This is a genomic window from Dyella sp. SG609 (assembly GCF_012275375.1).
Lineage (GTDB): Bacteria > Pseudomonadota > Gammaproteobacteria > Xanthomonadales > Rhodanobacteraceae > Dyella_D > Dyella_D marensis.
Genome location: NZ_JAAZQJ010000009.1, coordinates 1 through 13403, shown reverse-complemented (window position 1 = coordinate 13403; position 13403 = coordinate 1). Strand labels below are relative to the sequence as shown.

The window sequence follows — 13403 nt, the reverse complement described above, 5'->3', positions numbered from 1 at the left end:
ATATGCTACAGGATGGCCTGTTCCGGCGCCCCGGCCGGTGTCTCAGGGCTCGAAAACGTTGCCGTCCATCTTGTAGATCACCCCGTCCTTCATCACGAAGCTCACCTGCTGCATGGCCTTGATGTCGTCCAGTGGATTGCCGGGTACCGCGATAACGTCCGCATGGCGGCCCGGGGCGATCTGGCCCAGTTCGTCCGACTTGTGCAGCAGCTCGGCCGCGTGGGTGGTTGCCGCCTGCAGCGCCGCCACGGGCGGAATGCCGGCCTCGACCATGTACTGGAATTCGCGCGCGTTCTGGCCGTGCGGATAGACCGCGGCATCGGTGCCGAAGGCGATCTTCACCCCGGCCTTGTACGCCTTGCCCGCGGTGGCCTGGATGATCGGCCCGACCTGCTTCGCCTTGGCCGCCACCTGGGGCGGGTAGTAGCCGGGCTTTCCAGCCATCTGCTGCACGTACTTGCCGGCGGTGATGGTGGGCACGTACCAGGTGCCGTGCTGCTTCATCAGCTGCATGTCCTCGTCGTTCATGAAGGTGCCGTGCTCGATCGAGTCGACGCCGGCCAGCACCGCGCGGCGGATCGCCTCGGCGCCGTGCGCGTGTGCGGCGACGGTGTAGCCATAGTCGTGCGCGGCGGTGACCACGGCCTTGATCTCCTCGATGGTCATCTGCGCGTTGTCCACGCTGGCGCTTTCGTCCAGCACGCCGCCGGAGGGCATGATCTTCAGCAGGTCCACGCCGTCCTTGTAATGCTGGCGCACGGCTTTGACGGCGTCTTCCGGGCTGTTGACGATGCCGTCCTTGATGCCCGGGTCGCCGGCAAGGTCCATGCGGTAGCCGTCGGTGGGGTCGGCATGGCCGCCGGTGGAGCCGATCGGCTTGCCGGCGGTGAAGATGCGCGGGCCCACCACCACGCCGGCATTGATGGCATTGCGCAGCGCGATCGATTCGTTCTGGCCGTCGCCCAGGTTGCGCACTGTGGTGAAGCCGGCCAGCAGGGTGCGCCGCGCATAGACGGTGGAGCGCACGGCGTAGTCGGCGACGTTCCAGCGGAACTGGTCGGTGAAGCCGGTGGGGCTGGTTTCGGAGGTGAGGTGGGTGTGCGAGTCGATCAGGCCGGGCAGGCAGGTGCTGTCGCCAGTATCGACGTAGGCGAAGCGCCGGCCCGCGGCGGCCTGGCGATACGGCTCGGGGTCGACCGCGCCGCTGCGGATTTCCTTGATGCGGCCGTCCTCGACGATCAGCGTGGACTGGCCGAGCATCTTGCCCGCCGCCGGATCGAACAGCCGCGCGCAGCGCAGCACGCTGAGGTCGTGGCCGCCGGCTGGCGGAGCTTCCTGCGCCCGCACGGTCAGCGGAAGCATGGCGACGGCGGCGACTGCGAAGGCGAGACGGGCGTGCATGGCGACCTCCTTGGCGGAAGCCGCATCCTAGGCGGACCGGAGGCCCGCCGCCATCCGCTTATGGCTGCGGCTTGTGGTGCTCGTGCCGTTCCGTGTCGACGTGGCGCTCGTGCAGGGTTTCGCTGGTGGTCGGCTCGTCGGCCGCGGGCGGCCCGGCGGCCGGCGGTTCGGCCGTCTGTACGGCTTCTTCGGCCAGCGGCGCGGGACGCTGCTCGTCCTTCTCGCTGTCGCCGCCGGGCGTCATCTTGAGAATGGAATGGCGCACTTCGCGCGCAAGGATCACGCGCGCATCGCGCACCATCACTTCCAGCGCGGTGTCGTAATCGAGCTTGCCGCCTTCGTCGGTCCAGATGATGCGGCTCTCGCGCAGCTTCTGGATAAAGCCGCGGAACAGCGCCTTGTCGAAGAACTCCGGCGCGGACAGCTCGTTGAGCAGGGCCAGGCGCTGCGCGGTGAGCGTGCAGGCGTTCTCCAGCTCCGCCGGCGTGAGCACGTGCGGGCCGTTCTTCACCAGCGCGGCGATGGTGATGTAGTAGCGCTCGAAGGCCTGGATCAGGCTGCGCGCGATGGCGCGCAATTGGTAGGCGGCATCGTCCTGGCCGGGGCCGCGTTCCAGCACGCGGCCTTCGCTGGTGGCTTCCAGCAGGCCGCGGCGCACGAAGAAATCGATGGTGGCCTGCACCTGCTGGCCGAAGCCGTCCGTATCCCACGGCAGGAACAGCTCGCCCTGGATGAAGGGATAGATGATGCGGCCCAGGCGCAGCACCGAGGCGCGCGTCATGCGGCGATTGTTGAGGAAGCAGCAGGCCACCCATGCGGCAGTGGCCATCAGGTGCAGCACGTTGTTGCGGAAGTAGCTGAGCAGCACCGCCTGCTCGCCCTCGGTCATCAGCACGTCGCCGAGCGGATGGCGCACGCGGCTGATCCAGCCCATCTGTTCGCCGTAGGCGATGATGCCGGCCGGGTCCATCGGGGTGAGGGTCATGCGGTCGGAATAGGGCAACTCTTCCAGCAGCGCCTTCATCAGCTCCAGCTGGGCGAGCAGGTCGTTCTCCGCCATCGCGTGCTTGGGCGTGGCCAGCAGGGCCAGCGCCAGCAGGTTGATCGGATTGACGTCGGCGGCGCGATTGATGTTGACGTGGATCTTCTCGGCCAGGTCGTCGACCAGGCCGTTGAGCCATTCCGGCTTGACGTCCGGATCGCCGCCGGCGGTGCGCCAGTCGGGACTGGCGGCGTCGAGCAGCGGATTGAGCTCGATCGGTTCGCCGAAGTTGAGCGCGACGTGGCCGTAGCGCTGGCGCAGCACTTTCAGGCCGCGCAGCAGGCCGATCAGCGATTCCTTTTCCTTGGCCTTGCCGGACAGCTCGCCGACGTAGCTCTTGCCTTCCATCAGCTTCTCGTAGCCGATGTACACCGGCTGGAACAGCACCGGGCGGCGCGGCGCGCGCAGGAAGGCGCGCACGGTCATCACCAGCATGCCGGCGCGCGGCGCCAGCAGGCGGCCGGTGCGGGAGCGGCCGCCTTCGATGAAGTATTCGATCGGCACGCCGCGGTCGATCAGCTGCGCCAGGTATTCGTTGAACACCACCGAGTACAGCGCATTGCCCTTGAAGCTGCGGCGCAGGAAGAACGCGCCGCCGCGGCGCAGCAGCGGGCCGATCACCGGCAGGTTGAGGTTCACGCCCGCGGCGATGTGCGGCACCACCACGCCGGCCTGGTGCAGCTGATAGCTCAGCAGCAGGTAGTCGGCATGGCTGCGGTGGCAGGGCACGTACACCACTTCGTGGCCCGGCGCGGCGGCGCGGACCTTGTCGAAGTGATGCATGGCGATGCCGTCGTACAGCTTGTTCCAGAAATTGGAGAGCAGGAACGACACCGAGCGCACCACCGGGTGCGAGTAGTCGGCGGCGACTTCCATCGCCATGTCGTGCGCCTTGCGCCAGGCCTTGGCGGGGCTGATGTTCTCGCGCGCAGCGGTGGCGGCGATGGCGTCGCGGACCGGTTCCGCATTGAGCACGGAATCGACCACGGTGCGGCGGTGCGAAAGGTCGGGTCCGATCACGGCCGCGCGGATGCGCCGGAAATGCGTGCGCAGCACGCGGGCGATCTTGCGCGCGAAACGCTCCGGCTGCTGGATGTCGCCCGCTTCGGTCATCACCGAGCGCAGCGACACGGGCGTGGAGAAATGCACCACGGTGTCGCGGCCGTTGAGCAGCAGCGCGATCAGGCGGCGGAAGCGGCCGACCATCACCCAGTTCTCGGAGAACAGCACGCTGAACCAGCCGGACTCGCGGTTCGGCGCGCGGCCCACATAGATGGACACCGGCACGATCTGGATGTCGCGCTCCGGGTCGGCCTCCAGCGTGCGCACCAGCTGGCTCAGCGTTTCGGTGGGCGCACGGTGGCGGTTGCGGCCGAACAGCCAGCCGTCACGGCGCACCAGCGCGAACATCGAGCGGCGGCGGCGCGTGCCCTGCAGCGGCTGCATGGGGCTGGGCAGGCCGGCTTCGCGGCAGGCGCGTTCCAGGATCAGCGCGTCGGAGAAACCATCGCGTTCCACCACGTAGCACACCGGCAGGCCGGGCTTGAGCAGGGTCGCGGGTTCGGCCGGGTCGCGCCGCAGGCGCAACCAGGGTTCGAGCAATTGCCCGGCCAGGTTGAACCACCAGGGCGCACGGCTGCGGGCGGGAAGTTCCGCGGTCGACATGTTCAGCATCCGCGCATTGTACCGGGTGAACCCGCCCGTTCCGGTAGGCGGGGTTTGGGGCAACGAGCTCTTAACGCTTGGGCGGTGCGGTCGCCGGCGCGGTGGCCGCATGCGTGCTGGCCGCAGCTGCCGGCATCGGCGCACTCGCCGCGACGGCGGGCGTGCTCAGGCGCTGATGCGCATCGCGCACGTTCTTCAGCAGGTCTTCGCTGTACCAGCGGCCGTCCTGCTGCATCAGGGTGGACTCGGTGCTGAGCGGCTTGCCCAGCAGCACGTAGTCGATCTTCACCCGCGCATAGCCGTAGGCGTTTTCCAGCGTGGTCACCTTCACCGAATCCAGCGCCTGGTCCAGCGACAGGCCGTAGATGGCCAGCACGTCGCGCAGGCCGAGATAGCCGGTGCTGTACTTCTGCATCGCGGTGTCGAAATCCAGCGCCCGCAGCTGGTCGGCATGTTTGATGTCGAGCTTGCGCGCGGTGGCTACCAGGGTGGCGATCGCCTGCCTGGCCTTGGCCTGGTCGAACCACGACTGCTGCTGTGCCCAGGGCACCACCACGTCGAGCACGTCGTTGGCCTGCTTCTTCTGCACCGCCGTCATGGCGTGGCTTTGATCGATCGCGGTACGCGCGATGCCCTGGCCGATGCCGAGCATCACCGGCAGCTGGTCGCTGTACTGCTGCTGCAGCTGGGCGAGCTTGGGCCTGGCTTCCGCATAGAGCTTGTCCTCGGCGCCGGGTTCGGTGAGCTCCTTCATCTTCGCCTCGAACTGCGCGCGGTCCTCCGCGCTGGGCGGTTCGACGGCGTGCTCGCGCGGCCAGTCGGCGCGCAGGGTGGCGTAGTCGGCCGCGGGCAGGGAGTGCTTCCAGAAGCCGGCGAAGTCGCCGGCGCGGATCAGCTTCACTTCGTCCTGGATCGCCGCCTCCGGCGTGGCGCCGCCGGTGAGTTCGGCTTCCTTCTGCTTGTCCTTGTCATGGCAGGCCGCCAATGCGGCCACGGCCAGCAGCCCGGGCAGTAGAAGACGGAGCGGACGATGACGCATGGGAGGGATCTCGCGGAGTGGATCGCCGCACCGTCGGTGGGTAGGACCAGGCGGGCAGGGCGATGAGCGGCGGAGCGTAAGGGCGCCCGCTTCGGCGAGACAAGGGCAGAGGGTGCCAAATCCGCTGCGCCGTTCACGATCCGTGAACCGCGCAAAAGAAAACCCCGCGGGCGTTGGGCCTCGCGGGGTAATCCGGCAGAGCCGGAAGGGAAATGGCCTTGCCCGCAGAATCTGTGGTCAGCAGCAGGGTCGGCGCGGCGATCTTAACCGCATCCTGAAAGCTAAGGCAACACTTTCGTTAGGTGCGCTAAGTTATTGATTGTTCGTGATCGAGAATCTCAGTCCACGCGCAAGGCGTTGACTTTCAGGCGATGCCGCTCTTCGCGCGGGGCGGACCAGTCGTTGTTGAACAGGGCCGGCTCCCAGGAGCCATAGGTGGCGTTCGGCAGCACGAACCAACGCGTGCCGACCCAGTTCAGATACGGCGCCATGGCCTTGCTGCGGCCCTCGGCGTTGTTGGCCAGCACGGTGACAAAATCGCCGATCTGGTCGCCAAATTGCATCAAAACCCGATATTTCTTGCTGATCTGCTGACGGCGGCAGCCCTTTTCGGTGCCGATCTGCTCGCAGTCCTGCACGAAGGTGCCCAGGCCCAGGAAGGCTTCCGGGCCGGACACCGGCAGGCCCGCCTTGCGCAGATTGCCCAGGGTCGCTTCGTCCAGATCCTTGGCGCGGTTGGAGATATAGATCACGGCCACACCATGCTTGGCAGCGAACTGGGTGAACTCCACCACGCCCGGCAGGGCGCGCGCTTTCTGCTCCTTGCACCAGGCGGCCCAGTCGGCCTCGTTGAATTCGCCGCCGCTGCGGATCAGGCGCGCCTGGTAGGGCGAGTTGTCCAGCACGGTCTCGTCGATATCCAGCACCACCGCGGGCTTCTGGTTCTTCAGCGGCGCGGCGCGGTCTTCCTTGCTCAGCGCGTCCCAGCTCCTGTCCTTCAGCGCGGCCGGCAGGCGGGCCTGGGCGTCGCGGTAGGTCTGCAGGTAGATCAGGTCGTGCTCGATCGCGCTTTGCGACCAGGCCACGGCGTTGAGGTTGTCGTCGGCGGCGGGCCTGGCGGCCGCCGCCTGCGTGGCTGGCGCAACATCGGAGGGCTTGGCGGCATGCTGAGCCGAGCAGCCGGCGAGCAGGGCAAGGGCGGCGCAGGACGCCGTCAGACGAATACGCATGGTTTTCCCTGTAGATAAAGCGAGCGGACAGAATCGCCGCAGTTTACGCCAGGGGAAAGACCCTGCCGGCTTTCCTGAAGCCACGCTCCCACCCCTGCCTTCCCGGGGTGGCGACCGCCATGCGCTGCTGACAGACTGCGGGCTCCCTGGACTGCCCCAAGCCCGCATGGAAACCAGCCTGCCCCAGCCTCGCCAGCCCAGCCTGCCGATCCGCATCACCACCTATGTGCTGGCCGGCGCCGCCCTGCTGCTGGTGCTGTGCCTGCGCCTGCTGCCGGCGCTGTTCGCCGGGTTGCTGGTGTACGAGATCGTGCAATCGAGCGCGCCGCTGCTCGGCAAGCGCATCCCCGGCGACCGCGCGCGCGTGCTGGTGGTGGCGCTGCTGGCGGTGATCGTGGTCGGCCTGTTGATCCTGCTGATTCTCGGCGCGCTGAGCTTCTTCCGCACCGAGCTGGGCAACCCGGAACTGCTGTGGCAGGACCAGCTGATGCCGCTGGTGGAAAAAGCCCGCCAGCAGCTGCCCGCCGCCGTGGTGGGCTGGCTGCCGGACAGCGTGGACGAGCTGCGCGTGATGGCGCTGGAACTCACCCACAAGCACTCGGTAAGCCTGCAGTCGCTGGGCAAGGAAACCGCCCGCGTGCTGGTGCACATCATCATCGGCATGGTGCTGGGCGGCATCGTCGCGCTCAGCCGCACGCGCCCCGCGCACCAGGTCGGCCCGCTGGCCGCCGCGCTCGGCCTGCGCTGCCAGCGCCTGGCCGAGGCCTTCCACAACATCGTGTTCGCGCAGATCAAGATCTCGCTGATCAACACGGTGTTCACCGCGATCTTCCTGCTCGGCGTGATGCCCTTGATGGGCTATCACATCCCGCTGGCCAAGACCCTGGTGGTGCTCACCTTCATCGTCGGCCTGCTGCCGGTGATCGGCAACCTGATCTCCAACACCGCCATCACCATCGCCGGCCTGTCGGTATCGCTGGGCGTGGGTGTGGCGGCGCTGGGTTTCCTGATCCTGATCCACAAGCTGGAATACTTCCTCAACGCGCGCATCGTCGGGACGCAGATCCGTTCGCGTGCGTGGGAGCTGCTGGTGGCGATGTTGCTGGTGGAGGCGGCATTCGGGCTGCCGGGGTTGGTGGCGGCGCCGATTTACTATGCGTATCTCAAGAGTGAGTTGGAGGCGGAGCGGCTGATTTAATCGCGCAGTCCCTCGGCCGTTACAACTCCGCTTCCGTCAACAGATAAAGCGGACCGCCCGACGAAGCCGCATAGCCGCTGGACCATTGCGCGCCGCCGGACACCGTGAAAATCAGGCATACCAGCCCCTGATTGATCACGCCCAGCGCGGGGTCGCTCGTATTGGAAGCTGCACCCACCCAGCGAATAGGCGATCCGAGATTGCGCATCGACGGCGAGGCACGCATGGCCGTGGGAAGCGGCAGCGGGACGAAGGTGCTGGTGGCGTTGTGCTGCGTGCCTACCCCAATGCCCGTGCCGATCGCTGCGTTGAAGGCATAGCAATAGCGGTTGCACAGCTGCTGTTCGATCGCCTTGGGGCGCACGTCGAAGGACGTCGCGGCGCCACCGATCTCCAGCTGTACCTGAGCGAAGTCGAACGTGCCGGATTGCTGGCCCAGCGTATTCGTCCGGCCGCTGTAGTTGCCGCCCGCATCCATCCACAGTGCGATCTGCAGGAAATCGTCACCGTACGGGCCCATGGCGGTATTGACCAGCGCGGGAACGTCGAAGGTCGCGGAGAACCTCTGCCAGTCGCCGGTCACGTTGAAGCTGGTGACTCCGATGGCATTGATGGAAGCCGGCCCGCCGCTGCCGAAATATTGCGTGGCTTCGAGCGCGATCTTCCTGGCGGCATCGGCCTTGGCGTAGAACGACACGGTTACCCGCTTGCCGGCGAGCGAGGCCACGCTTTCGATGCGCTGCGCCAGATAGCAGGCATTGCCTGCTCCGGCGACGGAGCTGACGGCGCAGCGCATGAAGTACGCCGGATTGTCGGGCACCGCGGACTGGCCGATCGCAAACGCCTGCCGCGTGGCATTGATCGTGGTCCCGGTCTGCTGCACCAGGAATCGGTCGGCGCAGTAACCCGTCGACGAGAAACTGGTGCCCCGCTGCCAGATATCGAAGCTGCCGTTGACGATGCGGTTCTTGAAAGTGGCGACGTTGAGCGCGCCGCCGTAAAGCTCGTTGAAGTTGGCTTCGGTCTTCTGCCAGGCAACGCGGTTGGTGTCGCCGTCCTTGCCGTCGGATTGGGTGCCGAGGTTGATGTGCTGCTGTGCCATGGATGGCGATTCCTGTGAGATTGCCCGTGGGCGGCAAGAGGTTGGGATGGCCATGCCACAGGCACGGCAAAGCGGCCCGTTCCGGACGAAGCCGGAAGGCCGCTTGACGGGATGAAAAGCTAGCCGGAGGGCTAGTTCGCTGCGCGCCGCACCTTTGTATAGAGCACGCGCGTCCACAGCCACTGGAAGCCGAGCATGCCCAGCAGCGGGATCAGGCCAAGAGCGACCAGGATCGCGATGGCGATTACGTCGTCCACGTGGCCGCTGCCGCCGAAGATCAGCAGCGCCACCACGACGCCAACACCGGCCAGCAGCAGATAAGCACACACGAACGCAAGCACGCTCGCGCTCAACAGCCGGCCCACCCGCACCAGCGACAGGTTGCGCGGCAAGCCAAGCCATGCGCCACCGAAGGCGAGCGCGCCGGCCAGCACTGCGCCGATCCAGGTGCTTATCACGATCACCGGCGAATAGGCGTCGTACGCGTTGACCAACGGATACAGCAGCGCCATGCCCACGACCACCGCCGTCGCCTGCATCCATCCGGCGAGGCCCGCCGCACGCGTGCGCTGGCCCGCCGGCGGCGGCATGGCGATCCTGTCCTTTCGGCAGACCAGCAAGGCCAGCCACCACGACGATGCGATGACCACGACGTCCAGCGCCAGGCCGAAAGCGAAGATGCCGGTCTGCAAGCCATGCCCCATCATCGCCGTGCCGAACAGCATGAACATGCCCTGGTACAGCACCATGATCACGATGTCCCAGCCCAGCAAGCTTCCGGCAAACACAGCCATCAGCAGCAGCGGCCGCTGGAAGGCCCATCCCTGACGGCGCTCGCCGTGCCACTGGGCGACCAGGAACGCCAACCCGCCCTGCACCAGCAATCCTTCGCCGATCGTCTTCAGCGTCATCGTCAGATAAGTGAAGATCTGTTCGTTGTCCGACGGCGCGCGCAGCATCATCAGGCCGAAGGTGACGCAATGCCACGCCACCACCATCAGCATGGCGGTGACGGCGGCGAGCCAGGGGAGGTTGGAGCGCTGGGCGGGGTGGTTCATGCGACGTCCTTGTGCAGCGGGCGCCGGATCGAAGCGGGCGCCGTGTGGGAGTGCACAAGCTAACGGGAGCGGCGAGGCGATACCAGTGCGCCGACGATCAGCCCGGTGGCTCAGAGGGGTGCTGCTCCAGTGCGGTAATACGCGCGATGGCTTGCTGGAGAAGATCGTCCGTGTGCTTCCATGCGGCGATGAGATAAGGCACCAGGCCGACGTAGTTGACGTTCTGAAGTGCCGGCTCGTCGTACTCGACCTGCGTCGGTGGCTTATAGTCGACGGGTTCCGTCCCTGGCATATAAGGCGTGGTGTCGCCTTCGAGGCGAACCGATCGGCGTACCGCATCCTTCGCACCCTCGACGAGCAGGGGGAACGACTGCGCGAGTTCGTGGGCAATCATGCCGGCGCGGCGTGGGGCGTCCTGCGGTTCGCGATTATCCGAATACTCGACCGGCCGGACGGACCGCAGGCTCGATGCGGCGGCGGCGGGATCGATGCCGACGACATCCTGCTTGATTCGATAATCCGAATTCTGCGTCAACGTGCCGGCGAAGACCGCATTGCCGCCCTCCAGGAACTGGAAGGCATTCTGCGATCCACCGACGTGAAAATGCAGCTGCGGCGCGGAGCTGCCCGATCCGCCTTCGTAGGCGTCGATAGCGGCCAGATGGCGCGCACCCCAGCGAGTGAAGCGGGCCAACATATAGGCGGACACGTTGCTCATCGCATCCACCTGGATGGCTGGCGTCCGGCCTTGCGTCCACTCTCCCCACGATCCGCCGATGCCGCGGTCGGTGCCGGTATTGGATACGCAGTAACAGAATTCGTTGGGCACGCCGATCTTGCTGATGCTTCCGGTGAACAACGGGTTGGCCTTCGGCAGCGCCCGGTCGGCGGTGGCCTTGGCAGCGTCGGCTGTTGATTTGGCGGTGCCGGCCAGCTGATTGGCACTGTCGGCGCCGGCTTGGGCGGTAGTGGCGCGGCTGTCCAGATTGGTGAAATTGTCGTTGCACTTGTTGTGGGCGGTGCGATTGGTATCGCCGTCCTCGCCCTTCGGCGGGGTGCCGAGGTTGATCAGTTGAATGGCCATGTCGACTCCTGGCAAAAAGATATCGGGCGCCTGAAGCGCCCGGACGGAGAATCAGCTGGCGTAGGAAGATGACCGCACGGCTTCAGAACTCGGCTCGAAAAAGAAACACCTGCGGCTGGTTCAGCTGTGCCATGGCGCCAGCCGAAGGCGTGCCTCCACTGATCGTGCCAGTGACGTCCATGAGAGAACGCCGGTTATCGCTCAGGAGGTTAATGAGCTGCGCACCGTTGATCGTATAGATCGCAACCTGCGTGGCCTCGGCCTGGAACGCGCTGAGCAATAGCGAGCAACTGGGCGCACGCCGCATGGGCACTTCAAAGTCGTTATAGAAGCGGACGCTGGTGGCGGAGCTCCAGCGGCCGATGAGGAGGGACCGGCTCGTCGTGCAATAGCGCTTGCACAGCAGCTCCTCGATGGCGAACGGCCGAGCATCGAAATCCGTGGCGATGCTGCCAGCTTCGAGCTGCATCATGGCGAAGTCGAGATAGATGCCGGTGGCCCAGGAGCCAAGTGGCGCGAACGTCGTATTGTCCGAGTTATCCTGCTTGTAGAGATAGAGGCTGAGCGCGAGATTGCTGTCGTTGCCGACGGTCTTGCCGGCGAGAGACGGCACCGGGAAGGTGAAGGTGAAACGCTGCCAGGTCGTCGTGACGGCAAACGTCGTCTGGGCAGCGACCACTGCGGCGGAACCGCCCGTACCAAAGTACTGATGAAGCGCGAAGCCGATATTGCGCGCCGAATCGGCCTTGAGCCAGACGGAGAAAGTGGCCATGCCGCCGGCTAGGGTCGACACGTCTTCGATGTACTGCAGCGCCCGTATCATCGATCCCGTGCCGCCCTGCGGGCCTACTGCCGTCGCTTGCAGGCGCGCGAACCACTTCGGATTGCCCGGCACCACGTCCTGCCCCGTGGCAAAGGCCTGCTGATTCAGCGTGATCGTCGAGCTGCCCGTGCCCGCGGAGCCGTTATAGGCCTGGCCGAGATAACGATCCGGACCCCAGGCGATCGCGTTCACCGAAGTGGCCGTTGCCGCGGCGCCAGCCTGCCATATGTCGAGTTTGCCGTTGATCAGTTTGTTCTTCATCGCCTGCACGGACATGGCGCCGCCATACAAGTCGTTGAAGTTGTGCTCGGTCTTCTCCCAGGCCTGGCGGTTGGTGTCGCCGTCCTTGCCATCGGATTGTGCGCCGAGGTTGATGTGTTGTTGTGACATTGGGGTAGTCCAAATAAAAAGCCGCTTGCAGCGGCTTTGGAGACGCATCGGGTAACAGGCTGCTCTGCAGCGGGATCAGAGTTCCGCGTCAAGCAGGAGAATATTCGCGCCGACGTTATTGATGAGCACGGGTTGGCCGGAGGTAAGCCCCGAGAATCCGTTGACTGCCGAGACGATGCTTTGCGAGGTGACGCCCGGCTGGGACAGCGCGCAATTGGAGCCCCCAACCCAGGCCGCTCCGGCCAGGAGTTCATAGGTTGCTGCGGAGAAGCTGGTCTTCAATAGGGTGACCGTGGGGTTCGCGCGCATGGTGGGCCATTGGCCGGCGAAAAGAATGGTGGTCGGGCTGAGCGTGACGCCGGTCAGTCCGCCACCGTTGACGATTCGAGTGTAGCGCTGGCAGAGGTCGAGCTCGAAGCCTGCCGGGCGATTGTCAAAGCTTGTCGCATACTGACCAACTTCAACTTGTACTTGCGCTATGTCAAATACGCCGGACTGCTGGCCGATGCTTCCCGAGCGAGCGTTGTAGTTCCCGCCGGCATCCAGCCAGAAGTTCAGCGACGTCGAGTCGTTTCCGCTCGTGCCGATTGATAAGCCTGCGATCGACGGGAGAGTGAAGTTCAGGACAAACCTTTGCCATGCCGTCGATAGCTGCACGGCCTGTCCTGCTCCTTGAACCTGCGCACCAGGACTTCCTCCGCTTCCCGGATTCTGATCCAGGCTGACTCCAATTCTTCGTGCGGCGTCCGCCTTGGCCCAGAAGGACACGGTGACAGTCTGGCCGCTCAATCGAAAGATGTCTTCGATGAACTGAGCAAGTATGCAGCAGTTGTTCGCACCCGCGACCGACGTAACCGCATTCCTGATGAAGTACCTCGGATTGTTGGGTATATCGGATTGCCCAGGCGCGAACTGCTGGCGGCTGACGATGATTGCCGAGCCAGGGCTAAGGATCTTCCAGCGATCGGCCGTGTAGGCATAACCGGTGGTAGGAAAGCCGCTGTTGCCGCGTTGCCAGATGTCGAAATCGCCGTTGACAAGAAGGTTCTTGAAGGACGGGGTGCTCAACGCGCCGGAATAGAGCTCATTGAAATTTGACTCGGCTTTTTGCCAGGCGGCGCGATTTGTGTCGCCATCCTTGCCATCGGTTTGCATGCCGAGCTCGATATGTTGCTGTGTCATTAGATGCTCCGTAGAAAGGTCAAGCTCTTACAGTCCGGTGACGTCACACTCGAACAAAAGGCGAGGCTGGTTTCCTCCCCTTGTCGAAATGGAAACTGGTACGCCCCCGCTTTCGTAGACGGTTAGCTACTGGATTTTGAGTTAGCCGCCTCGAACATCATTGGCGCAAGGCCTCCCAGATGTCCATGGC

The 13403-nt window shown here is 65.3% G+C and carries 10 protein-coding genes; 1 reads left to right on the top strand and 9 read right to left on the bottom strand.

Going from position 1 to position 13403, the window contains the following annotated elements; all coding sequences use genetic code 11:
• Window positions 1-42: 42 nt before the first annotated feature.
• The 4 genes from FHW85_RS15865 to FHW85_RS15850 all read right to left on the bottom strand — a co-directional run bounded on the left by FHW85_RS15865 (window position 43) and on the right by FHW85_RS15850 (window position 6376).
• The gene (locus FHW85_RS15865; RefSeq protein WP_168648899.1) at window positions 43-1401 is read right to left on the bottom strand and encodes an amidohydrolase family protein; all 1359 of its coding nucleotides are present in this window, start codon (window positions 1399-1401) and stop codon (window positions 43-45) included.
• A 58-nt stretch (window positions 1402-1459) separates the two neighbouring features.
• The gene (plsB, locus tag FHW85_RS15860) at window positions 1460-4117 is read right to left on the bottom strand and encodes a glycerol-3-phosphate 1-O-acyltransferase PlsB (protein ID WP_168648898.1); all 2658 of its coding nucleotides are present in this window, start codon (window positions 4115-4117) and stop codon (window positions 1460-1462) included.
• A gap of 61 nt (window positions 4118-4178) precedes the next feature.
• Entirely contained in the window at window positions 4179-5147 is a 969-nt protein-coding gene (locus FHW85_RS15855) for a hypothetical protein (RefSeq protein WP_168648897.1), read from the bottom strand.
• A gap of 338 nt (window positions 5148-5485) precedes the next feature.
• Window positions 5486-6376: an HAD family acid phosphatase gene (locus FHW85_RS15850; RefSeq protein WP_168648896.1), complete on the bottom strand. Its 891-nt coding sequence runs from the start codon at window positions 6374-6376 to the stop codon at window positions 5486-5488.
• 166 nt (window positions 6377-6542) lie between these two features.
• Here FHW85_RS15850 and FHW85_RS15845 point away from each other — a divergent pair, with 166 nt between their 5' ends.
• A complete protein-coding gene (locus FHW85_RS15845; protein WP_167255094.1) occupies window positions 6543-7574 on the top strand; it encodes a hypothetical protein in 1032 nt (343 codons plus the stop codon).
• A 19-nt stretch (window positions 7575-7593) separates the two neighbouring features.
• Here FHW85_RS15845 and FHW85_RS15840 read toward each other — a convergent pair whose 3' ends face one another.
• The 5 genes from FHW85_RS15840 to FHW85_RS15820 all read right to left on the bottom strand — a co-directional run bounded on the left by FHW85_RS15840 (window position 7594) and on the right by FHW85_RS15820 (window position 13213).
• A complete protein-coding gene (locus FHW85_RS15840) occupies window positions 7594-8676 on the bottom strand; it encodes a carbohydrate binding domain-containing protein (protein WP_168648895.1) in 1083 nt (360 codons plus the stop codon).
• A gap of 131 nt (window positions 8677-8807) precedes the next feature.
• A complete protein-coding gene (locus tag FHW85_RS15835) occupies window positions 8808-9734 on the bottom strand; it encodes a hypothetical protein (protein ID WP_168648894.1) in 927 nt (308 codons plus the stop codon).
• Between the two features lie 97 nt (window positions 9735-9831).
• Window positions 9832-10818 (bottom strand): tail fiber domain-containing protein, encoded by a 987-nt coding sequence (locus tag FHW85_RS15830; protein ID WP_168648893.1) that lies wholly within the window; start codon window positions 10816-10818, stop codon window positions 9832-9834.
• Between the two features lie 82 nt (window positions 10819-10900).
• Entirely contained in the window at window positions 10901-12031 is a 1131-nt protein-coding gene (locus FHW85_RS15825; protein ID WP_168648892.1) for a carbohydrate binding domain-containing protein, read from the bottom strand.
• 75 nt (window positions 12032-12106) lie between these two features.
• A complete protein-coding gene (locus FHW85_RS15820) occupies window positions 12107-13213 on the bottom strand; it encodes a carbohydrate binding domain-containing protein (protein ID WP_168648891.1) in 1107 nt (368 codons plus the stop codon).
• Between the last annotated feature and the right edge of the window lie 190 nt (window positions 13214-13403).